The organism is Rhodococcus sp. RDE2 (assembly GCF_020885655.1).
GTDB classification, from domain to species: Bacteria; Actinomycetota; Actinomycetes; order Mycobacteriales; family Mycobacteriaceae; genus Rhodococcus; species Rhodococcus pyridinivorans.
The window spans coordinates 1,627,241-1,650,797 of sequence record NZ_AP025186.1; the positions used below are offsets into that span (position 1 = coordinate 1,627,241).

Sequence of the window (23,557 nt, forward strand, 5' to 3'; positions counted from 1 at the left end):
CGGTGATTGCCGCGCGACGGAACGGGCTACCCACTCGGGTAACCACCGGAAACATCGCAGTCGGGAGGCACGTTCATGAGCGACGACAGTTTCGGCACACGCGACACCCTGAAGGTCGACGACACCGACTATCGGATCTATCGCATCGACAAGGTCCCGGGCTCGGAGCGGCTGCCCTACAGCCTCAAGGTCCTGCTGGAGAACCTGCTGCGCACCGAGGACGGGCGACTCGTCACCCGGGAGCAGATCGAGGCCGTGGCGGGATGGGATCCGAAGTCGACCCACAACCCGGAGATCCAGTTCTCCCCGGCACGCGTCCTCATGCAGGACTTCACCGGCGTGCCGTGCGTCGTGGACCTCGTCGCGATGCGCGACGCCATGACCCAGCAGGGCGGCGATCCGAAGCGCATCAACCCCCTGATCCCCACCGAGCTGGTCATCGACCATTCGGTGATCGCCGACGTCTTCGGCACCGAGGACGCCTTCCGGATCAACACCGACCTCGAGTTCCAGCGCAACCGCGAGCGCTACGAGCTGCTGCGCTGGGCGCAGGGTGCCTTCGACGACTTCAAGGTGGTCCCGCCCGGCACCGGCATCTGCCACCAGGTGAACCTCGAGTACCTGGCCCGCGTCGTCTTCACGCAGGAGGACGAAGACGGCGGGCTCGTCGCCTATCCCGACTCGCTCGTCGGTACCGACTCGCACACCCCCATGATCAACGGCCTCGGCGTCGTCGGCTGGGGTGTCGGCGGCATCGAAGCCGAGGCGGCGATGCTGGGACAGCCGGCGTCGATGCTGATCCCGCAGGTCGTCGGCTTCAAGCTCACCGGTGAACTGCAGGAGGGCACCACGGCGACCGACCTCGTGCTCACCGTCGCCGAGATGCTCCGCAAGACGGGCGTGGTCGGCAAGTTCGTCGAGTTCTTCGGCCCCGGCGTCGCCAATGTGCCGCTCGCCAACCGCGCGACCATCGGCAACATGAGCCCCGAATACGGCTCGACGATCTCGATCTTCCCGATCGACGACGCCACCCTCGACTACCTGCGCCTCACCGGTCGCGACGACCAGCAGATCCGCCTCGTCGAGGCGTATGCGAAGGAACAGGGCCTGTGGCACGACCCCGATCGCGAACCCGACTACAGCGAGGTCGTCGAACTGGATCTGTCGAAGGTCCGGCCGTCCGTCGCCGGCCCGAAGCGACCGCAGGACCGCATCCCCGTCGCCCTCGCGCCGAAGGCTGTGACCTCGCTGCTCAACGGTGAGGAGGTGCCCGACGTCGTCTCCCGCGTCCAGGACTCGGGTGTCGACGAAGGCGTGCTCGAATCGTTCCCCGCCAGCGACCCGGTGTCGGTGCGCAGCGAGGACTCCCGCGACGAGCCGCGCGATCCGGTGCCCGACGAAGCCGACACCTCGGCACCGCCGTCGAAGAAGGTCCCGGTGCGCGTCGGGGACGGCGACGAGTTCGAACTCGACAACGGGCACGTGGTGATCGCGGCGATCACGTCGTGCACGAACACGTCGAACCCGTCGGTGATGATCGGTGCGGCGCTGCTCGCCAAGAAGGCTGTCGAGAAGGGGCTGCGGAGCAAGCCGTGGGTGAAGACCTCCCTGGCTCCGGGGTCGCGGATCGTCACCGACTACTACGAACGCTCAGGCCTCACGCCGTATCTCGACAAGCTCGGGTTCAACCTCGTCGGTTACGGCTGCACGACCTGCATCGGCAACTCCGGTCCGCTTCCCGACGAGATCGCGGCCGCGATCGACGAGCACGACATCAACGTCTCGGCCGTTCTGTCCGGCAACCGCAATTTCGAGGGACGTATCCATCCGCAGACGAAGATGAACTTCCTCGCGTCGCCGCCGCTGGTGATCGCCTACGCGCTGGCCGGGTCGATGCTCGTCGACCTCTTCGACGACCCGCTCGGCACCGACTCCGAGGGTAACGACGTCTACCTGCGCGACATCTGGCCCACGACGCAGGAGATCCAGGAGGTCATCGACGACGCGGTGCGCGCGGAGATGTTCGAGACCGGTTACCAGGACGTCTACACCGGTGACGAGACGTGGCGGAACCTCGACGTGCCCGACAGCGAGGTGTTCGAATGGAAGGACGAGTCGACCTACGTGCGACGTCCTCCCTACTTCGAGGACATGTCGTCGGAACCCGAGCCGCTGCGCGACATCGAGGGCGCGCGGGTACTCGCGCTGCTCGGCGACTCCGTGACCACCGACCACATCTCGCCGGCCGGTGCGATCCGACGAGACAGCCCCGCGGGTCACTACCTGCAGGAACACGGCGTCGAGCAGGCCGACTTCAACTCCTACGGGTCGCGACGTGGCAACCATGAGGTGATGATCCGCGGCACCTTCGCCAACATCCGGCTGCGCAACCAGCTGGTGCCGGACGTCGAAGGCGGCGTCACCCGCTACCTGCCGACCGACGAACAGATGAGCATCTACGACGCCGCGCAGAAGTACGCGGAGGACCGCACCCCGCTGGTCGTGCTCGCGGGCGCGGAGTACGGCTCGGGGTCGTCGCGTGACTGGGCCGCCAAGGGCACGCTGCTGCTGGGCGTGCGCGCAGTGATCGCACAGTCGTACGAGCGCATCCACCGCTCCAACCTCATCGGCATGGGCGTGCTGCCGCTGCAGTTCCCGGAGGGCGAGTCGGCGCAGAGCCTCGGCCTGACGGGGGAGGAGGAATTCACCATCACCGGACTCGCGGACAGCGATGAGATCCCCGAGACCGTGCACGTGAAGGCGGGGGACACGGAGTTCGACGCGACGGTGCGCATCGACACCCCGGCCGAAGCCGAGTACTTCCAGCACGGCGGAATCCTGAAGTACGTGCTGCGTAAGCAGCTCGCGCAGTAGAGAACGACAGGGCGGGGCTCGTGGCTACTGCGCCGCGAGCCCCCGTTCTGCTGCGGCGGTGCGCACCGCGTCGATCACGAGTCGCAACGGGGGCCGTTCCGACGCGAGCCCCCGATGGGCGATGGAGATCGTGCGGAAGAGCGGTTCGGTCAACGCCACCACCTCGACTCCGGGCGGGCTCAACGTCAGCCCGAGATCCGAGACGAGAGTGACGCCCAGCCCCGCGGCGACCATCGCCAGCGCCGTCGCCTGCTCACCGACTTCATGGTTGATTCTCGGCTCGAACCCCGCACGCTGACACGCGAGGCTCACCGCACGCCCGAAGTGCGACTTTGGGCCCGCCAGCACCCACGGATGCTCGGCGAGGTCGGCGAGCGCGATGGTGCCCGCCGGCACCGTCCCGGGCGGCACCGCGGCGTGCAGTCGCTCGACCGCGATCACCACCTTGGTCAGCTCCGGATCCCACAACATCGGGTAACCGGAATATTCGATGACGAACGAGAAGTCCAGGGAACCGTCGCGCACGGCGCCGGCGGTCTCCTCGGGGGCAAGCTCTCTCGTGCGGACCTCGATGCCGGGGTGCTCGGCAGCCAACAACGCCAGCGCGCTGGGGATCAGAGTGGATGCCACGGAGGCCCACACACCGGCGGTCAGGCGCGCGCTGACCCCGTCGCGGGACTGTTCGAGCGCGGTCGTCGCCCGCTCCACCGACTGCAGGATCTCCTCGGCATGTTCGGCGAGCAGCACGCCCGCCTCCGTCAACTGGACCCGACGTCCCCGACGCTCGAAAAGCTTTGCACCGACGTCCCGTTCGAGCTGGGTGAGCTGTTGCGAGACCGCCGAGGTGGTGTAGTGCAGGGCGAGCGCGGCGGCCGTGACGGTACCTCGGCGATGCAGTTCTCGAAGCATCCGTAACCGGCGCAGGGACAACTCCATGCCGTCAGCGTAGGGCGCGTCCGCGGACCTGCAACCGCTGTGAGCTCGCGTTGTGTAGAAATCGTGAACTCTCACCTTCGAGTTTCGTAACTGGACGCCCCGCGCTACCCCCGGGCACGCTGGCGTCACCGGCCGAATCGACGTAACGACGGCTCTGACGAACGGGGGACCGCATATGACCACCATGGCAGCACGCGTCGACGCGGTGGACACCCGCAGGGACGAACCGTTCATGCGTCTCACCTGGACGGATCCGGTGACAGGTGCGCACGGTTATCTCGTCGTCCACACCCTGGTGGGCGATCTGGCGACCGGCGGCACCCGCATGCGGGCCGGGTGCACGATGTCGGAGGTCGAGGACCTGGCGCGCGGCATGGCCGCGAAGACCGCGGTGTTCGACCTGCCGGTGGGCGGCGCGAAGGGCGGGATCGACTTCGACCCGAAGGATCCCCGTGCCGTCGACGTGCTGCAGCGCTTCTGCCAGGCGATGCGTCCCTGGTTGAACGCGCACTGGGTCACCGCCGAGGACCTGGGCGTTCCCCAGCATCTCCTCGACGAGGTCTTCGAGCGGCTGGGATTGCATCAGTCCTTCCACGCCGCGATCAGCCGTGCGGCGGACCCGGCGATCACCCTGGACCGGGTGCGCACCTCCCTGAATGCGCCGGTCGACGGCGGTTTCCTGCTGGGCGACGTGATCGGTGGTTACGGCGTCGCGCAGGCCTGCATCGCCACCGCGAACGCATACCGCCGGGCGCCGGCCGAGACCACCGTCGCGATCCAGGGAATCGGCACGATGGGAGGCGGTGCCGCCTGGTACCTGCACGAAGCGGGCATGCGCGTGACCGCCGTCGCCGATGCCGCCGGAACTCTGTATTGCGCTGACGGACTGGATATCCCGGCGCTGCTCGACCTTCGCGACGAGTACGGGGAGATCGACCGGTCCCGCGTCCCGTCGGATGTCGAACAACTGCCGCGCGACGCGGTGATCGGCATTCCCGCCGACATCTTCGTCCCCGCCGCCATCTCCTACGCCATCACGGCGGAGAACGTCGGCCGGGTCGCCGGACGGGTGGTCATCGAGGCCGCGAACTCCGCGACGACGCCCGACGCCGAAGCTGTGCTCACCGGACGCGGCATCCCGGTGATCCCGGATTTCGTCGCCAACGCCGGCGCGGTCGCGTGGGCGTGGTGGGTGCTCCTCGGGTGGGTGGGGACCGAGCCGGAGGATTCGTTCCAGCGCTTGCGCACCGAGATGCTGACCAAGATCACGCTGTTGGTCGAGCGGTGGGCGCTCGATCGGGTGCCGCCGCGGCAGACGGCACGGGAGCTCGGCGCGACCAATCACGGCGTGACGACATCGCGCACGGTCACCATCCCCTGACACCTCCATACAGCACCGTCGCCGTCGATGCAGCTCAGCGCATCGGCGGCGACGGCGCGTCGAAGTGTCACGAGCGTCACGTGGGACCGGAAACGGGCATGTCGATCGGTACTTCTAAGGTGGACATGCCCGTATCCGTCGACGGGCGGAAGGACGTCCGCAGGGGTGAGTGGAGTGCGAGTGGAGTCAGGCGAGAGCGAACCCGAATTGAGGGATCGCGTGCAGCGCCTGCTTGCCTTCCTGGCCGAGCTCGTCAAGGCCCGCAGTGCGCCCGTCCGCGTCGTCGACAAACACCGCGCCGTGATGTCCCTCGAGGAGGGAAACATCAGGGCCGGCCTGCGTGCCCACGCCGCGTCGGGCGACATCGTCCTGCGCGCGCGTCGCGCTCAACTCGAAGAGCCCCCGCGCCCGCCCGCTGAGCTCGCGAAGCACGTGCACGGGGACATCGCGGATTCCGCCGTCGAGCCCGTACTCGACCCCCAGGCCATCGGCATCGACGGTCTCGACACCTGGCTGACGGACTGGCGGACGTGGGCGGTCGTCGACCGTGAACGGCAGGCCGCCTCCCATCTGTATTCCTTCCTGCAGCGAACGATGCTCGACCTCGAGGACCAGCCGGAATCGCTGGAGCTCGTCGTCGCGTCGGGTCTGCTGCACCTCTCCGAGGGTGTGGCGGGCGCGCGGGTCCACACGCACCTGATCACCCAAGCCGCGCTCATCGAGCGGCAGGGCGATTCCGGCGACCTGGTCGTGCGGTTGAGTCCCAGCGCCGGGCCGTCGCTCGAGGACGTCCAGCTCCTCACCGGACTGGAGGTCTTCGACCCGACGAGTGTCCGCGAACTGCACGACGCGCTCGTTACCCAGGTCGCGTCGCCCCTCGACCCCGCGGCCCGCGCGTTCCTGAAGAGCTGGGCCGAGCGTGCTCTCACTGTTCCGGTCGATGTCGTCGATCGTGCGGACGAAGCGTCGTCGTCGGATGCGTTCGTGACGCCGTCGCCGGTGCTCGTGCTGCGCAAGCGCGGCGCCCACGCACTCATCGAGTACTACAGCCGCATGACCGAGGCGGCCGCCGACGAGTCCAACCCGGTGCCGCTCGGGCTGGCGCAGCTCGTCGAAGCGATCGAACCGGCCGACCGCGTCGCATGGCTCGACCGCATCGGCACGCCCTCGACCGAGTTCACCGGCGAGCAGTTGCTGCCGCTGCCCGCGAACGAGGAACAGCGCGACATCATCGACCGGCTCGCCGGCGACAGCGGTGTCGTGGTGGAAGGACCTCCGGGTACGGGCAAGACCCACACCATCGCCAACATCGTCGCGGCGCTGCTCGCGCGCGGACAGCGTGTGCTGGTCACCAGTGAGAAGGCGCAGGCGCTGCGTGTGCTCCGGGAGAAGCTCCCGTCCGAGCTGCAGGAACTGTGCGTGGCCGTCACCGACCCGGTGCACGGCGGCACCGTGGAACTCACCCGCAGTGTCAGCGAAATCGCCATCCGCAAGGCACAATTCAACGTTCGGCGCGCGCAGGAACGCATCGACGAGCTCACCACGCACCGCAACGACGCCCTCGACCGTCGCGCGACGCTGATGGAACAGATCCGGCAGGCGCGCGCAGAGGAGACCGAGGTCCACGCCGATGTCGCCGCCGGCTACGAGGGAACGGCCGCGTCGATCGTCCGGCGGGTCCGCGCGAACGAGGCCAAGTACGCGTGGTTGCCCGCGCCTCTGCTCACCGACACCTCGCCGCTGACGGTCGACGAACTCGTCACCCTCCACTCGCTGCATCAGCGGTCGAGCGTCGAGCGGGCGCGCCGTCGCCAACAGCGCTTCCCCGAACTGTCCCTGCCCACCCAGAGAGAACTGCAGTACGCGTGCGCCGCCGTCTCTCAGGCATCGAGCGGCACGACCAACGGTGAGACGCAGGGATTGCTGCGGATCCTCGAGGGTGCGTCGCTCGAAGCACTCGGCCGTATCCGCGACCTGTGCGAGCAGCTGCAGGGTGCCCTCGAGGACGCGGATCGACTCGACGCCCGGATCCGGCGCGTCGCCGACGACGTCCTGTCGGGCCGCGCCCAGCACCTGTGGGGGAAGACCGCCGAGCTCGCCAGGCTCGTGCAGGCCGCGCAGGAAGCCGACCGGATCGTCGGCGCCAGCTCCGTGGACATCTCCGTCACGGGACGACAGGCCTTCGAGGCGTACGACGCGCTCGCCCGCAAGCTCGAGGCAGGCGACACGTGGCGCAGCGGATTCAGCCGGTTCCGACGCAGCGACGAGCAGTCCGCCGTCGAGGCGCTCGGTGAGATCGCGACCGTCGAGGGCGTCGCGGCCACCACCGCCCAGACGGCGCGCATCGTCGCCGAACACCTTCGTGCGCTCGAGGCGATCCGGGTCGCGCGGGTGGTCCTCCGCGACCTCGGTATCGACATCGAACTCGACGAGTCGCGCAGCCGCGCGGTCGGCACCCTCGCGTTCCTCGACCGCGACCGTGCCATCGTCGACAATCTCGTGGCTCGCGTGCACGACGTCGAAACTGCATTGCGCGAGGTTCATCCGGGGGCGCCGCGGATCACGAGCATCGAGCAGGCGCGGGCCACCGCCGAGTCGGCACGGACCATCGCCGCCGCGGGCACCGCGGAAGCGAGCAAGAACTGGCTCGAATCCATCGGCATGTACGTGCGGAGCCAGATCTCCGGGGGAGCGTCGCCCGAAGGACGCGCGCTGGCCCGTGCCTTCCACGACGCCGACTTCGACGCCATCAACGCGGCCCTGGACGCGTGGGACCGGGCGGCGGGGGAGCAGCGTGAGGAGCTGGAACTGGTCTCCCTCCACGCGCGCCTGACCTCCGCGGCACCCGCACTCGCTCAGACCCTCGCCGAGAATCCGCTGAGCCTGGCCTGGCCGGTTCGCCTCGCCGACATCGACGAGGCGTGGGCATGGCGACGCGCGGACGAATGGGTGCGACGCTTCCACGAGCGCACCGACGACGGGCAGTTCGAACGCGACCTCGACGCACTCGAGAAGGACATCGCGCGACTCACGACCGAGCTCGTCGAGGAGAAGGCGTGGAGCGCATGTCTCGACCGCACCACGGCCGAGCAGGTCCAGGCGCTCCATTCGTACCGCGATCACATCGCGAGCATCGGTAAGGGCACCGGCCGTTATGCGGAGCGTTATCGGGCGGCGGCACGCGAGGCCATGCAGGTCGCACAGGGGGCAGTGCCCGCCTGGGTGATGCCGCTGCAGCAGGTGCTGGCTTCGATTCCGCCCGAACAGAATTCGTTCGATGTCGTCATCGTCGACGAAGCGAGCCAGACCGACATCAGCAGCCTGTTCCTGCTGTGGCTGGCGCCGCGCGTGATCGTCGTCGGCGATGACAAGCAGTGTGCACCGAGCGCGGTGTCGCTGGGTGCGCTCGACGGGGTGTTCAGCCGTCTCGATTCGTATCTGCCCGACATCCCGAACTATCTGCGCGACAGCTTCACTCCGCGATCGAGTCTGTTCTCGTTGCTGCGGTCGAGGTTCGGCAGCATCGTCCGGTTGCGGGAGCACTTCCGGTCGATGCCGGAGATCATCGCGTGGTCGAGCGACCAGTTCTACGCGGACGACCCGCTGGTCCCCATGCGGCAGTACGGCTCCGATCGGCTGCAGCCGTTGCGCACCACCCTTGTCGAGGACGGTGCCGTCACCGGCCAGAACTCGACGCTGACGAACTATGCCGAGGCGCATGCCCTCGTCGATACGCTCGTGAAGTGCGTCGAGGATCCTGCCTACGACGGCAAGACCTTCGGTGTGGTGGTGCTGCAGGGGCAGCTGCAGGTCGACATCATCCAGAACGAACTGCTCGAGCGGCTCACCCCGGAGCAGTGGGAGGAACGCAGGCTCCGCGTCGGCACGCCCCCGGACTTCCAGGGCGACGAACGGAACGTGGTGTTCCTGTCGATGGTCGTCGCGCCCGAACAGAACATCGCGGCATTGACGCGAACCGAATACCAGCGACGGTTCAACGTGGCGGCGTCGCGTGCCCAGGACCAGCTGTGGTTGTTCCATTCGAGGACCATCGACACGCTGCGCCGCACCGACCTGCGGTACTCGCTGCTCACCCACATGCGGACGACGTCCCCGCGGCCGGCCGAACCGATGCCCGACGGCGTGACGCGCGACGAGCGGCACGAGGCGTTCGACAGCCTCTTCCAGCAGGACGTCTTCCTCGACATCGCCGCCCGCGGCTATCACGTGAACCCGCGCGTCGAGGTGAACGGACACTTCATCGATCTGGTCGTGACCGGGGCGGCAGGCAAGCTGGCCGTCGCCTGCGACGACGAGCAGTGGCACACCAGCCCCGACCGGCAGAGCGCCGATCTGGAGCGGGAGCGTGAACTGCACCGCAGCGGCTGGAAGTTCTGGCGGGTCCGGGAATCGGAGTACTACCTCGACCCGGTCGCAGCCCTGGCAAGACTCTGGGAGGAGCTGGAGCGTCGCGGAATCACGCCGGGCCGGGTGGATGCAACGGATATCGGTGGGATCGCCGATCCGGGTGCGCGATCGATGGCGGGGACGGACGACTACTGAATCGACTCGGTCGCATCGTTTCTCGACCAGGGACGTTACAGTGCGTCTTGTCACGCTCTTTCTTCAGCGAAGTCAGTGGGTTCCTGATATTTATTGATGCGCAACGAGTCTCGTTGTGTCGAAATCCCCCATGACAGGAGTCCCCCATGGAAGGCATTCTTGCCCTCATCGAGCTCGCGAAGCTGCTCGGCCCCTTCGTCGAGCTCATCGGCAGCGTCAGCAGCCTCAGCAGTTAGTAGTCCGCGAGCAGCGAAGAATCCCCGAAGACGTTGTCTTCGGGGATCTTTCGTCTGCGGGTCTGTGCGGGTCTATGCGGGCATGGCGATGAACGTCAGCGGATCCGACTTCTCGAATCGGCCGCTGACATTGCCCGCAAGGCCGCCTTCGAGTGCCGTGTCGCCCAGGAGATCGAGCTTGCCCGCCGGTACGCCCTCCGAGAGGTCGAGATCGCTCAGGTCGACCCACACGATGTTGGGGCGCGTCGTCGATTCGAACACGTAACGCTTCTCGGCGAGGTCGGCCACCGTCTGCCAGATCGTCTGCGAAGCATACGGTTTTCCGGGTTCGGGTACGCGGAACGGCTGCGCGGCATTGCGGATCACGCTGAGAACGCCCGCGATCGCCTGCACTTGGCTCTGCGGTTCCGGAAGGCTGCCGACGTAATGCGCTGCGCGAGCGAACCTGTCGGACGCATTACCGGTGCCGGGGAGTGGTGCCTCACCGCCGAATCCCTTCACCTTCTTCAGCAGTTCCAGCTGTTCGCCGTAGGCGGGGGAGTTCGTCATGACGGCGTAGTCGCGGCTGTGCCAGACCGTCGGTGTGCCGTCGAGGTATTCGATGATCGCGGAGTCGCCGGTCGCGTCGTCGAGTGCGAGATGCACGGCGGGTACCTCACCGGTCGCCGGGTCGCCCAGCGGAACGACCTGCACGCCGGTCTTCTCGATCCAGTCGACGGCCTCGGCGACGGTCGCGAAGTTGTCGAGGAAGTACTGCATCCACACCGCAACGCTGAGCGCGGGTCGGCTCTTGTCGTGGGTGCCGTAGTCCGATTCGGTGAGCCACAGGATGTGCCCACCGAGGCCGGCCTCGTTGAGTCCGTCGACGGTCATCATGTCGTAGGCACCCGCGACCACACTGCCGTACTTCGACGTCCACGAGAGTTGTCCACCGACACCGTCGTCGCGAGTGATACCCCGGGGGAGCGCCCACAGATTGGTGGCGGTTTCGCGGTGGTAATCCATGTTGCGTCCCACGAGCACTTGACCGGACGGGCCGTTCCACACAACTCGTGTGCACATATGCGACACCTTCCCGCGGTAGATCCGCGTCGACGAATGAGGTTTTCTCACCGGGCTGGTGCTTGTAGGTGAAGAAGCACGAGGGCTGCAGCAGCGATCGCACCGATCCTCCACGGACATAGACTGATTCGCTGCAGCGCCTTCCACCGGGTCTTCAGCAGCGCGTTCGCGCGTTCGGCCGGAGCGCGCATCGCAGACAGCAGCGTGTTGCGGCAGCGGGTGCCGGCATCGAGACCATGGCCTTTCGTCGGGACGTGGACGCCGATCCCGGCACCGGTGTACCCCTTGTCGGCGAGGGTGGGCATCCCGCCGGCGGCAGCGTGGTAGAGGGCGCCGAGGATCCCGCCCCGACGAGCAGCGGTGAGGTCGTGCACCGAACCGGGGGCAACCTCGGACACCCAGATCGGGTAGCCGGTCGGATCGGTCAGGACCTGGACGTTGCCGCCATGGCGGCGATGTTTACCCGAGTACCACACGTCGTGCCCGGACTCGGAACGCTCCCGGCAGCGAGTCGAGGCGATGAGGGTGCCGTCGAGACAGACATGCTCCCAGCCGGACTCGATCCCACGTTCGAGCACGTCGTGCAGGTTCGGGGCGTGCGCGGCGATCACGTCGATACCTTCGTGGAGATACCGGTAGGCGGTGGCCTGCGAGATGCGGGCATCGCGCGCCAGGGTGGCGACGTCGGTGCCGTCGCGGAACCACCGCAGCACCATCAGAGCCTGGACGTAGACGGTCGCGGCCCGCTGCCACGGTCGGCGATCGGTCCTGCGGCGGTGGGCAGCGAGGATACGGGTGACGAAGGTCAGGGTGTGCTCGGGCACGTCGAGCGTGGCACGATAGGTGATCACGTGGGGTCCTGCTTCGGGAATGAATTTCTTGGTCGAAACCATTCCCTACCAGTCCGGGCCCCACGTCCTCAGCACCGCCCCGGCCCCCGACTCGACACAGCTCTCATGAGTGCTCTCCTGGTGAGAAAACCTCAATTATCGATCCCCGTGAATCGACGTACTCCGGTTCGCATTCCTGTGTCGATTCACAAGCGATATCGAGGTTGTATCACGGGGTGGTGCGAGAAACCTGGAGAAAACTCGATTCGCCGGACTAAGCGGGAGGGTGAATTCTCCTCGTCACTCATCCGACGACAGTGCGTCGAAGACCGCCTTCACGCGCACCTCGTCCTCGATGCCGAGAATGTCCGCCCAGAAGAACCCGGCCTCGGTCGTGTAGGCGTGGCCGTGGCCACCGGGCACTTCGGCGGCGAACACCATGTCAAGCGTGACCTGCCAGAACGTCACGAACGGAATCCACGACATCCCCTTGTCGATGTCGGCGCCGCGCTCCTCGCGCAGCCAGTCCGGGCGGTGCCGGACCAGTTGGGAGGACCACCACACGATCGGATCGCTGGGATGCTGCCAGTACACGATGCGGGGAGATTCCCAGTCGCGCAGGCCGTCGAGTTCGGTGAGGTCGTCGGGTGTCGCAGCGAATCGCACGTTCTGCCCGCCGTAGATGACCGGGAGAATTTCGCGACTTCCCGGATCGCGCGAATCGGTGATACGTCGCCACTGCTCTGTGAAATTCGGTGTGCCCACCCAAAGCGCGCCGTCGGTTCGGGTGATCATGTCCTGCACGCCGGCGAAGGCCGATTGACCTCCGTACGAGCCCAGTGATTCGCCGAAGACGAGCAGCTTCGGCCGGGTTTCCGGATCGAGGACACTCCATCTCGCGTACACCGCCTCGAACAACGCGCGACCTGCATTGCGGGGCGAGACCCGGTCGGCGAGGAACGCCAGGGGACTGGCGAGAAACGAATACTGCATGGCTGCGATGGCCGAGTTGCCGTCCGAGAGGTATTCCAGGGCGGCGGCGACGTCCTGGTTCACCCAGCCACGACCTGTCGTCGTAGCCACGGCGAGGTACTCGCGCTCGAAGGCGCCTGTGCGGTCGAGTTCGGCAACGACATGCGAGGCGAGCACCTCCATCTCGTCGTAGTCCGTGTAGCCGTCGAGACTGTCGAGGGAGCGGTAACCGGCGTAGACGCGGATCGGCATCATCGCGGGTTCCCCGGTCACCGCGGTGATCTCCTCCGGAGACGGACCGCCTGCGACGAACGTGCGCCCTTCACGTCCCAGCGAATCCCACGGTTCGAGAGATGCGTCCGACCCGGATCGCTCCGGCGCCTGTGGCTGCTCGACCCCGTCGGCGGTGCCCTCGTCGACGGCCCTCGCCGATCCGTTGGCGATCCGCGCGATCTCCATCGACAGCAGACCTTCCACCGCCCAGAACACGATCAGCCCGACCAGCACGACACTCACGATGCGCGCCAGGGGAGCCGGCAATACGCGGACGACGAGTCCGGTGACCCATTGCGCCACGTGCCGCAGACCGCGGCCGATGACGAGCAGGAGCAGCGTCACCACCACGGCGACGAGCAGCACACCCGGATAGTCCCAGCTGCTGCCGGGTTCCATCCCGACGAGTTCTCGGCTGATGTCCTGCCACCACGAACCGAGGACGAGGAAGGTCGGCACCACCACGACGGCGACCGCTGCGAGCAGGTACCAGCCGACCTTCTTGACGGTCGCCGACCAGTTCGTCTCGAAGCCGCACTTGCGGACGATCCACGCGACGAGCACGCCGATGCCGTAGCCCGTGATGACGCTGATGCCGGTCGCGACACCCTGCAGGTACCAGGGGCGTGGAAGCAGGGACGGCGACAGCGACCAGCAGTAGAACAGCAGCGCAACGGCCAGGCCGACCGGATGGAACCGGCCCAGCCATCGCAGGATCCCGTCCTTCAGCCGAACCGAGAACGATGGGGATGGCTCAGGAGGTGCGGGCTGTGTATCGAGGGTCGTGGTCATCGGCGGTCGCTTTCGTCGGTACCAGGGCGCAGGAAGGCATGGCGAAGAGACGGAATGCGAAGCCGTAGGGGAGAAGCTAGCAGAGCCTCGGGCAGCGTGCCGTGTTCGACTACTCGTCTGCGGTGTTCAACTGCTCGACGGCCTCGGCGATCCGCTGCGTGTCGGCGAGCGTCCACCCCTCAGGTGACGTCACCGCGGCCCAGCCGTAGGGGATGAGGTCCTCGTAGTTGTGCCCGTGACCGACGGGTGGCGACGTGCCGACCATGATGTCGGCCGCGACCTGAGCGAAGGTGACGATCGGGTACCACCGCATCGACGGTGAGCGATCTGCACCGGGAGGTTCGGCGAGCCAGTCGGGTCGCTCGAACAGCAGGCCCGGTCCCCACCACACCACCGGATCGGACGCATGCTGCAGATACAGGACCCGGGGGTCGTTCCACGGTCCCTGCTGATCCTCGAGCGTCTGCAGGTCGGAGGCGAACCGCACCGCCACACCGTCCTCGTAGACGGGCAGGACCTCAGGGCTGCCGGAATCGCGATGGTCGACGATGCTGCGCCACAGCTGGTTCGAGTTCGGAGGTCCGACGAACAGCGCGCCGTCGATCTTGCTGCGCATGTCGGCGAGGTCGGCGAAGGCCGCCTCGGCCGATTGCGAGCCGAGGCTCTCGCCGTAGACCACGAGCTTCGGTCGCAGCTCCTCCGGCAGTTGCGACCAGCGTTCGTGAACCCCGTTGATCAGTGCGTTGCCAGCTGCCTTGGCGGCGGTGCCGTCGACGAGGAAGGAGATCCAGCTCGGCAGGAAGGAGTACTGGATCGCGGCGATCGCCGAGTTGCCGTTATAGATCATCTCGATCGAGTCGGCGGCGAACGGATTCACCCACCCGGTTCCGGTGGTGCCGGCGACCACGAGGATTTCGCGTTCCCACGCCTTCGTACGGTCGAGTTCGTCGAGGATCAATTGCACCTGTTCGTCGGTGGTGCCATCTGCTTCGAGCCCTGCGTACACCCGTATGGGTTCGAGCGCGGGAGCGCTGTTCAGTTCGGTCAGCTGCTCGGCATCCATGCCACCGGCGACGAACGTGCGTCCCTGACGACCGAGGCTCTCCCACGACGACGGCGATGCCGGGCTGCCCGACCGCTCGGGAATCTGAGGCTGCTCCACGCCGGGGTCGGTGCTGTTGTTGTCGTCGGCGAACACGATGCGTGCTGCCATAGAGCTGCTCGCGAGCAGAACCTGGTCGACGAACACCACCACCCCAAGCACGAGGATGACCGGCGCGAGGACGCCGGCCGCGGCGACCGGAACACGCAGGCGAGTCGCGAGGAACTCCGCGAAGCGTCGTCCGACCCACCGCAATCCGCGTGCGATGTAGAGGAGGGTGGCGAAGAGCGCGACGCTCACCAGACCGGTGCGGAGATACGCGAAGCCCGTTGTGGTCTCGATGCCCATGAGGGCACGGATCTCGTTCTGCCATCCCGCCGCGGCGAGCAGACTCCCCAGAAGTGTTCCTACCGCGACGAGAGCGACCACCACCTCGGCGATGCGGCGGACCGTATGGCGCCGTCGCCACCATGTGAGACGCGGAGCGATCCATCGTCGCGCAGGAAACGCGACGAGCACACCGATGCCGTAGCCGACGATGCCCGTCACACCGCTGATGAGTCCCTGGAAATACCACTCGCGGGGAATGAGGGAGGGGCTCAGACTCCACGCGAAGAAGAACAGTGCGACGACGAGGCCGACGAAGTCGAGGCCGAAGACGGAGAGGTGGCGTCGGGTGTTCTTACTCGACTCATCGGTTTCGGGAGGCGTGGCAGGAGCGGTCACGATGCGACAGTATCCGGAATCGTCCCTCACGTAATTTCGGAGGATTCCACTCGGGGAGAGTCAGGTAGCTACCCCGACTGACGTGTCAGGGGACTCGCGCTGTTCGGGGGCGCGAGTCAACATGGGACACACGACTGGTTGGCAATGCCCACTGGCCAAGCGTGAAAGACGGTAGGTCGACCGGGTAAGAGCGGAGTTTCGTGAGCGAGTTCGGATCCTCTGACCTTCGATCTCCATGCTGAGCGGGGCGACTGTAACGGACGTCCTGGAACCGTCGATGACTGCTTGAGCAGACCGAATCTTGCCCGAACGAGGTCGTCGGTCTCGACGTAGCCGTACATCGATGAAGGAACCGTCGTTGACCGATGAGAGTGAAATCCCAGAGATCGACACCTGGGAAGAGATGATCGCATGGTTGGTTACCTCGTTCACCGATCAGCCGGTGGGTCTGATCATCGATCTCGGACCGAGTGACTACATCAGTTACGTCGACGACGAGGACTTCGAGGACGAAGACGTCGAGCGGGTCGTGTGTGCACAAGTGCATGTGCTCTCCGATGGAGTGTTGATGGTTCGGCGTTCGCGAACCGTTCTCGAGCGTCTTCGTCTCGACGATCACGCCATCGAGGGGCTGGAACTGGACCGCTGGTTCTTCGATGATCATTTCGACGATTGCACGGACGGATACGTCTTCACTCGTGACATCGAACTGGCAGCCGATGCGTGTGCAGCGTGGTTTCGCGACATGCCAGGAGCACCCACACTCGAGCAGATCGGATGTGACTACGAGTATCCCGTCTCGCTTCCCCGTCACGATCGAGTTCGGTGAACTGTTCCCGCGTATGCCGGCGTACCCCACTGGCGAAGGCAGTGACCTGTCGGGCGGGCAAATCGTGAAGTGGCGAGACCGAATGCTCGGTTTGTCGGTTCGATGATCTATCGTTCCAGCGTCGTGTTCGAGTAAGGGCGGAGAGAATACTTTGGGCGCAGTGCATTTCACGTCGGGTGAGGACGGCACGTTGACCTGCGAGGTCCGATCGCTCGGTGGTCGAGTGCTCCGGCTGACCGGAAACCTCGCAACGGTTGAACCCCTGGCATCCGGGGACGCGCAGATGGTCGCCAACAAGGCTCTCGCCCACAATGCCTGGGCGTATGTCAAACACGAGACGGAGTATCAGGTCGCGACCGAGGACGATCAGCGGAAGAGCCACCGGAAGCAGGCCGACGAACATGTTGCGGTCGCCGAAGGAATTGCGAATCTCATCGACGATCTGACCGATGACTTCACTACAGCGTGGTGTTCTGGCTGCTTCATGCGTACCGAACATCGGAAGGTCCACGGTAAGCGTTCGGGTGTCCGTGCCCACCTGTGCTCATCCTGTGGGGTGGCTACGGTGGGATGCGCCGCTCCGCAGTGCGTCCACATGGCCACCCGCGGTCTGGGTTCGTTCCGCATTCCGCGCTACTGCGCTGAGCACCGGCACGATATCCCCAGTTTCGAACGGGCTACGGACACTGTCGAGGGCCCGGAAGACTACGGGAAGCTTCTCAAGTACGACAAGCCGAATCTGAACAGAGCGACCAAGCTTGCCGCTGCGGGAGTACTTGCCGCCGGCGTGGCAGTGCCAGGAGGTATCGCAGCGGCACCTGCTGTGGGCGGAGCAATCGGCGCCTTGATGGGCTACAGCGGAGCCGTGGCAGCGAACGTGGGCCTGGCGTTTCTCGGCGGTGGTGCGGTCGCCGCCGGTGGTCTCGGAATCGCAGGAGGAACCTACGTAGTGGCGGCGGTCGGAGCTGCTCTCGGGGGAGCGCTCGGCGCGAGTGTCACCAACGCATACGTCAACGAAGACAAGTCGTTCGAGATCGAGAAGTTCCGTGAGGGCGACGGCATTCCGGTCATCGTCACGCGCGGCTTCCTGAACGAATCGAGTGGGGACTGGCGCGCTGCGATCGCATTCGTGGAGCGTCGTTACCCCGACGCGCCGATCTACAAGCTTCATTGGGGTAGCAAGGAACTGGCAGCTCTGGGAATCCCTGCAGCCCGAGGAGCTGGGGCGAGATACGCGATGGGAGCCGCGGCGCGGGTCGCAGCAAGAGCGGGTAAAGCCGCTGCTGGAAGGCTCAACCCGGTCGCGCCTGTGATGATGGCTGCCGACCTGGCCAAGAATCCGTGGCACACGGCGCGGGTGCGCGCAGATCGCACCGGTGTTGCGTTGGCTGGCATCCTCGCAAGGACCGAGATACCCAGCTACCACTTGGTCGGTCACAGCCTGGGTGCTCGGGTCATGATCACAGCTGCGGAAACGCTTTCTACGCAACAGGGTGGCCCCCGCATCGACATGATCCACGTCGTAGGCGCGGCGATCGGGCGTAAGGGCGATTGGCGGAAGCTGAACGACGCAGTGTCGAACAAAGTCCACAACTACTTCTCATCGAACGACAAGGTCTTGCGTTACGCGTACGCGGCTGCGCAGGGTGGCAGCGTTGCCGCGGGATACGCGGGGTTCGGTACGTCGTACCCGAACATCATCGATCACGACGTATCGAATTGCGTTGACGGACATTCGGAATACTTCGGCAAGGTTACGCCCGTGTAGGGGCGTGCAGTCATTGTCGGGTCGTCCCGGCGAGTACAGGTAGGTAGGGGATGCCGCCGCCGTATGGGTGTTGAGAGCTTCGAGTCAGCTTCGGCGGCGGCGCCACTGCTCGGGACTCGGCGGTAGCTTTCGTCTGGGAATGACCGCGCGGAGGTGTATCGGTTCCTCATGAGGCGTGCTATTCGATTGCGACCATTGATCAACCGTGCCCTGCGGCTGCTTCTCGAGACTCACGCGTGGTGGATTCGCCTGGAAGAGCATCATTTGGTAACGCCACTCGTGCGGGCTCGAAGGCAGAGCGCGAAGGCTGGTCGAGCGAGACGTGTTGTGCCGTCTTACGGCAACCGGTCTCGGACTCCCGCTTCCTGCTGACGTTTGCCACTGGTATGGCTTACTGCGCGCGACCGGACGGGGTTGGGCAGTCTCGTTCGCGATCGTCACAGCCGATTGGGAAGACGCAGTGCTTTCTCGAGTCTCAGTGAGTCCGATAGAGCGGACATCCCCATGTGTCCTCGTCGAGTCGGCCTGCACGTGAGGACCGTGCTGAGCGTATGAATCCCGAGCAGACAATCTTAGTAATTGCCGAACTTCGTTCCAACGTGCCCTCACGTACCGGTAGAGCGCACGGAACGGGTCGTCCTGCTGCGGGCTATCGGACCCTCGGGGGATCAGATCTGAGAACATTGCGATCAGCGTCGCGAGAGTGGCCAGCGTGAGGAGCAACAAGAGGATTGCCAACCAGTACTTGGTAATCGCTAGCCCCACCACCACCCCGATGCCGAACAGGACGAGTGCCGCTTTCCCGTTGGGGAAGATGTCTTTCACGCATGTCTTTCTTGCTCATGACATCCGCCCGCAATCAGATGTCGATGATCGAACCGTCAAGATGCCGCTGTCGTCTGCTCGGGGAAGCGGGTATCTCTGAACGTGGAATTACTTGCTCCCCGGCGTCCAGCGCATTCCCCACTTGTACGCCTTGTCGAGATGGGACTGGTCGCCCTTGATGTAACGGACTTCGCGATTGATGTCGATCTGTCCGTTTTTGCTCTCCAGCAACGCAATCGCGCACATGGGAGCACGGTTGTCGCCGGAGTCCAGGCGAACCTCGATCTCGGATCCTGAGGTTCGGTAGAGCGTGACCACACCGTCCGCGGCCGCCCAGTTCGGTACGCCCTCGTAGATGTACGCGAAGATCAGGATTCGCTTGAAAGCCCGCGGATTGGACAGGTCGATGTAGAGGTTCTCACCTCCGGCCACGGTGCCCGTCCGGTCGTCCCCGTCGAGTTCGATGTAGGGGTAGCTGTATCGCGAGCCGAACGCGCCACCAAGCGCCTGGATGACGCCCTTGCTCCCGTCGGCCATTTCGTACAGGCAGCCGAGATCGAGGTCGATGCCGTTTCCACCGGTAAGGCGACCCAGGAACCCTTTGCCGGAGCCCCGGGTGGTCCAGTTCAGGTTCACTCGCATGAGGCCCTGCTCCTCGCCGGCTTTCACGAGGCTCACCGAGGGAGTGTTCTTGTCGAGGGTGATCTTGGACAGAGTGACCGTCGGTGCTGCCGGCGTCTGCACGCGTGGCCGGGACGGCGGAACCCCGCGACGCTCTGTCGTCGGGGCGGGTGTCGGCATGGGACGAGGAGTAGGCGCGGGGGGAGGAGTAGGCGCGGGGGTTGGCGTCGGCGGTGCCGGCTGACTGACGTCCACGCCGTAGTTCGTGGCGAGCGCCGTTAGTCCGGTGCTCCATCCCTGCGAGACGTTGCGGACCTTCCACGTCCCGTTGCGACGATAGACCTCCATGAGGATGGCCGCACGTTCGGTACGCAATCCGGTGGCGGGTGCCTGAACGACCAGCCCGGACGGTTGTTCGAGGGTGACGCCGAGGCCGGGGACCGTTGCCAGGCTTCCGCTCACGCTCTCGTCGAGAGCGACCGCGATGGAGAGGGTGTGGATGTGCAATGGGATGAGCGACAGATCCAACGAGATTCGATCTGCGCCGATCAGCCGAACCGCGCCTTCGGGGGACTTGGGCTGGTTGAAGAAGATGAAGTCGTCGTCGTTCCGGACACGCTGGTCGACTGTCAGCTGGAAGGCCATCAGGTCGACTGTGCCCTGACGTGCGCCGGTCACCGACAAGGTCGCGGTGCCGTCGTGGATGACTGTGTTCGCTCCGGGGGGAAGTGCAGGCATGGCGTGTCCGGCCCTACGGCCGGCTCCTTTCGGCAGAGATGCGTGTGGGCAGCCGGGTATGCCGGCTGCCCACACGTGGAACTGATCAGGCGTTGACGGTGACCGTCTCGGGCTGCGGATCGTCATCCGAGTCCGTGGTCGCCTCGTCATCGGGATTGTTCTTGTTCCGGATGATGCTGGTGATCAGAGCTGCGAGGATCAGGAACACGCCGGTCAGGCCGGTGACGATCTCGCTGACGTGGTGGCCGATCGAGTACAGCAGGATGAGCGCCAGCGCACCGATCGCCCAGTGTGCCCCGTGCTCGAGGAAGACGTATTCGGAGAGCGTGCCCTTGCGAACCAGGTAGACGGTGATCGAGCGGACGAACATCGCGCCGATGAAGCCGAGGCCGAGAGCGATGATGATCGGGTCGGAGGTGACAGCGAATGCGCCGATCACACCGTCGAAGGAGAAGGACGCATCCAGCACCTCGAGGTAGAGGAACAGGAAGAAGCCGGCCTTACCGGTTGCCTTCGCGAGGTCGCTGGGACCACCGGATGATTCCTCGCCCTCCTCGTCGACATTGAAGAGTTCGCCGAGTCCATTGACGAGGATGTAGGTGATCATGCCGAGCGTGCCGGCGATCATCACCGTCGACGACTTGCCCTCGGGAGCGAGGAACACCGCGGTGAGGACGAGGAGCCCGGAAGCGACGACCACCGAGAGCTGGTCGAGCTTGCCGACCCGCTCCAGCGGACGCTCGAGCCAGGACAGCCAGGTGATCTCCTTCTCCTCGAAGATGAAGCCCAGGAAGAGCATCAGCAGGAACATGCCACCGAACGAGGCGATCTGCGGGTGCGCGTCGGTGATGAGCGTTTCGTAGCTTGCGCTGCCGTCGGGGAAGTAGGCCGCACCATCGGCCGGCGGGTTGAGCGCCAGGTCCAATGCCGCCACGGGTCCGAGGCCGGACGCAGCCCAGACGATGATGAGCGGGAACACGAGGCGCATGCCGAAGACGGCGATCAGGATGCCGATCGTGAGGAAGATCTTCTGCCAGAACTCGCTCATCCTTTGCAGAACAGTCGCGTTGATGACCGCGTTGTCGAAGGAGAGGGAGACCTCGAGGACACCGAGGATGGCGGCGAGCAGCAGGGCCTGAGGACCGCCGTAGAGGAAGGCGACGACCAGGGCGGCAACAGTAACGGCGAAAGATGCGCCGAATATGCGCATAACCACTAACGTGGCCTTTCTCTATGGGTGCGAGGACGTCGGGATGCTCTCGTTTCGAGCATCCCGATCGTTCCCGCAGACGGAAGCGAAGAAATCAGGCGACGTTGACGCCGTAGTCGAGAGCGATACCGCGCAGGCCGGACGCGTAACCCTGGCCGACGGCGCGGAACTTCCACTCCGCGTTGTGGCGGTAGACCTCGCCGAAGATCATCGCGGTCTCGGTGGACGCGTCTTCGGTCAGGTCGTAACGGGCCAGCTCGACGCCCGTGACGCGGTCGACGATACGGATATAGGCGTTGCGTACGTGTCCGAAGGACTGGCCGCGAACGTCCGCGTCGTAGATCGACACGGCGAAGAAGATGTTGGTGACCGTGGGGGGAAGCGCAGCGAGGTCGACGTGGATCGACTCGTCGTCGCCGTCTCCGTCGCCGGTCAGGTTGTCGCCGGTGTGCTCGACCAGGCCGTCGGGCGACGAGAGATTGCCGTAGAAGACGAAGTGCTTATCCGAAAGGACTCTCAATGATCCTGTCAAGCCGCCACCGCGGTGACCGGCACAGTCGGTTGCCAGGTGCGGTTGTCGCGGAGCAGAGCGTAGAGAACGTCCACGCGCCGCCGAGCCAGGCAGATCGTGGCCTGGACGGGTCGCTTACCTTCGGCACGTTTGCGCTGATAGTAGGCGCGGGATCGGGGATCGCAACGGACCGCGGTCAACGCCGACATGTACATCACCCGGCGCAGGCGCCTGCTGTAGCGCTGAGGGGTGTGCAGACGCCCGGTGCGTTTACCCGAATCCTTGGGTCTCGGCGCCAACCCGGTCCAGGCAGCGAGTTGGTCGGCCGAGCCGATCAGGGCGGGGTCACCTACTGCGGCAAGGAATTCGGCTCCGAGCCGGAATCCCATACCCGGCAAGCTCAGGATCACTTCGGCCAGAGGGTGACGGCGAAATCGGGCCTCGATCTCCGCGTCCACGGCGTTGATACGTGTGTCGAGGTCGATCACCGCCTGCGCCAATTCGGCGACCAGTTCGGCAGCGACATCTTCCCCCGGCAACCGCACGGTCTGCGCCTTCGCGGCGGTGACTGCGGCCCGGGCGATCGATTCGGCGTGGCGCACCCCGGCCCCGGTGAGCATTGCGGCCAGTCGGGCCGCCCCGACGCGGCGGATCGCTTTCGGTCGCTGGTAGCGGGCCAGCAGCACCACCCAGCCCCGGTCCGAGGAGATCTGCGCGACGCGTTCGAGTCCGGGGCAGATCGCGACGAGTTGCTGACGCAGCCGGTTGATGGTCCGGGTACGGTCGGCGACCAGATCGGTGCGGTGGCCGGTGAGCATCTGCAGCTCACGGATCAACTCGTCGTCGGGACGCAGAACGGGCAGGTCCGACCGCATCCGGGACTGATCGGCGATCACCCGGGCGTCGCGGGCGTCGGTCTTGGCTTCGCCGCCGCGGTAGACCGACGATGCCTGCCACACCGAACGTCCGGACAGGTAGCGCACCGGTTTCCCGGCGTCGGCCAGCACAGTCAGCAACAAGGTGACGTAGGCGGTGGTCAGATCCACCGTCCACGACACCGTCTCGGCGAGTGCGTCGATCTCGGTGATCACCGCACGGATCGTTGCTTCGTCGTTGTCGCATCGCCGCGACAGCACCACCGTCCCGGAGGTGTCGAGTACGCATATCCAGTGGTGTTCTTTGCCGACGTCGACTCCTGCCCACAGTTGCGAACCGGTCATCGGATTTCCTCGTTTTCGCTTGTGTTCCGGCCTGGCCCCGATGGACGCCTCCGCCGGCATTTCCTTAAACAAGCGATCATGCGCAGAT

13 protein-coding genes and 2 pseudogenes are annotated in these 23,557 nt (G+C 65.7%); 5 read left to right on the forward strand and 10 right to left on the reverse strand.

The annotated features are described in order from the left end of the window. The first annotated feature begins 75 nt into the window (after positions 1–75). On the forward strand, positions 76–2,874 hold the full coding sequence (locus LPH33_RS07680; protein ID WP_229567672.1) for an aconitate hydratase: 2,799 nt from the start codon (positions 76–78) through the stop codon (positions 2,872–2,874). Between the two features lie 24 nt (positions 2,875–2,898). Here the strand turns inward: LPH33_RS07680 and LPH33_RS07685 are convergent, their stop codons facing one another. Further along, positions 2,899–3,810, reverse strand: coding sequence for a LysR family transcriptional regulator (locus LPH33_RS07685; protein ID WP_229567674.1), 912 nt, complete (start codon positions 3,808–3,810; stop codon positions 2,899–2,901). Between the two features lie 175 nt (positions 3,811–3,985). Between LPH33_RS07685 and LPH33_RS07690 the strand changes: the two genes are divergently transcribed. Together LPH33_RS07690 and LPH33_RS07695 are read left to right on the forward strand one after the other, a co-directional pair. After that, positions 3,986–5,191, forward strand: a complete 1,206-nt coding sequence (locus LPH33_RS07690) for a glutamate dehydrogenase (RefSeq protein WP_229567676.1) — start codon at positions 3,986–3,988, stop codon at positions 5,189–5,191. A 219-nt stretch (positions 5,192–5,410) separates the two neighbouring features. Beyond that, on the forward strand, positions 5,411–9,754 hold the full coding sequence (locus LPH33_RS07695) for an AAA domain-containing protein (RefSeq protein ID WP_229567678.1): 4,344 nt from the start codon (positions 5,411–5,413) through the stop codon (positions 9,752–9,754). Between the two features lie 308 nt (positions 9,755–10,062). On the opposite strand, the gene LPH33_RS07700 is transcribed toward LPH33_RS07695, so the two are convergent. The 4 genes from LPH33_RS07700 to LPH33_RS07715 form a co-directional block, all read right to left on the reverse strand. Next, complete coding sequence (locus tag LPH33_RS07700; protein ID WP_229567680.1) at positions 10,063–11,052, reverse strand: linear amide C-N hydrolase; 990 nt, start codon at positions 11,050–11,052, stop codon at positions 10,063–10,065. Positions 11,053–11,099: 47 nt separating this feature from the next. After that, on the reverse strand, positions 11,100–11,903 hold the full coding sequence (locus LPH33_RS07705; RefSeq protein ID WP_229565117.1) for an IS5 family transposase: 804 nt from the start codon (positions 11,901–11,903) through the stop codon (positions 11,100–11,102). A 279-nt stretch (positions 11,904–12,182) separates the two neighbouring features. Further along, a complete protein-coding gene (locus tag LPH33_RS07710; protein WP_229567681.1) occupies positions 12,183–13,919 on the reverse strand; it encodes an alpha/beta hydrolase in 1,737 nt (578 codons plus the stop codon). Between the two features lie 109 nt (positions 13,920–14,028). Continuing rightward, on the reverse strand, positions 14,029–15,747 hold the full coding sequence (locus LPH33_RS07715) for an alpha/beta hydrolase (protein WP_160876299.1): 1,719 nt from the start codon (positions 15,745–15,747) through the stop codon (positions 14,029–14,031). Between the two features lie 358 nt (positions 15,748–16,105). Here LPH33_RS07715 and LPH33_RS07720 point away from each other — a divergent pair, with 358 nt between their 5' ends. Next, positions 16,106–16,576 (forward strand): hypothetical protein, encoded by a 471-nt coding sequence (locus tag LPH33_RS07720; RefSeq protein WP_160876337.1) that lies wholly within the window; start codon positions 16,106–16,108, stop codon positions 16,574–16,576. 160 nt (positions 16,577–16,736) lie between these two features. Next, positions 16,737–18,344 (forward strand): zinc-finger domain-containing protein, encoded by a 1,608-nt coding sequence (locus LPH33_RS07725; RefSeq protein ID WP_229567683.1) that lies wholly within the window; start codon positions 16,737–16,739, stop codon positions 18,342–18,344. A 933-nt stretch (positions 18,345–19,277) separates the two neighbouring features. Here the strand turns inward: LPH33_RS07725 and LPH33_RS07730 are convergent. The 5 genes and pseudogenes from LPH33_RS07730 to LPH33_RS07750 form a co-directional block, all read right to left on the reverse strand. Further along, positions 19,278–19,970: a TerD family protein gene (locus tag LPH33_RS07730; protein WP_229568285.1), complete on the reverse strand. Its 693-nt coding sequence runs from the start codon at positions 19,968–19,970 to the stop codon at positions 19,278–19,280. A gap of 90 nt (positions 19,971–20,060) precedes the next feature. Further along, positions 20,061–20,678, reverse strand: a pseudogene (locus LPH33_RS07735) (TerD family protein); the annotation flags it as partial. Then, on the reverse strand, positions 20,614–21,744 hold the full coding sequence (locus tag LPH33_RS07740) for a DUF475 domain-containing protein (RefSeq protein WP_229567685.1): 1,131 nt from the start codon (positions 21,742–21,744) through the stop codon (positions 20,614–20,616). The pseudogene LPH33_RS07735 and the gene LPH33_RS07740, both read right to left, overlap by 65 nt. Positions 21,745–21,832: 88 nt before the next feature. Beyond that, positions 21,833–22,255 (reverse strand): annotated as a pseudogene (locus tag LPH33_RS07745) (TerD family protein); the annotation flags it as partial. A gap of 11 nt (positions 22,256–22,266) precedes the next feature. Then, complete coding sequence (locus LPH33_RS07750; protein ID WP_106201818.1) at positions 22,267–23,469, reverse strand: IS110 family transposase; 1,203 nt, start codon at positions 23,467–23,469, stop codon at positions 22,267–22,269. Positions 23,470–23,557: the final 88 nt, after the last annotated feature.

Coding starts and splice junctions, on each gene's coding strand:
- LPH33_RS07680 (WP_229567672.1), top strand. CDS start 76: ATGAGCGACGACAGTTTCGGCACACGCGACACCCTGAAGGTCGACGAC.
- LPH33_RS07685 (WP_229567674.1), bottom strand. CDS start 3,810: ATGGAGTTGTCCCTGCGCCGGTTACGGATGCTTCGAGAACTGCATCGC.
- LPH33_RS07690 (WP_229567676.1), top strand. CDS start 3,986: ATGACCACCATGGCAGCACGCGTCGACGCGGTGGACACCCGCAGGGAC.
- LPH33_RS07700 (WP_229567680.1), bottom strand. CDS start 11,052: ATGTGCACACGAGTTGTGTGGAACGGCCCGTCCGGTCAAGTGCTCGTG.
- LPH33_RS07710 (WP_229567681.1), bottom strand. CDS start 13,919: ATGACCACGACCCTCGATACACAGCCCGCACCTCCTGAGCCATCCCCA.
- LPH33_RS07730 (WP_229568285.1), bottom strand. CDS start 19,970: ATGCCGACACCCGCCCCGACGACAGAGCGTCGCGGGGTTCCGCCGTCC.
- LPH33_RS07750 (WP_106201818.1), bottom strand. CDS start 23,469: ATGACCGGTTCGCAACTGTGGGCAGGAGTCGACGTCGGCAAAGAACAC.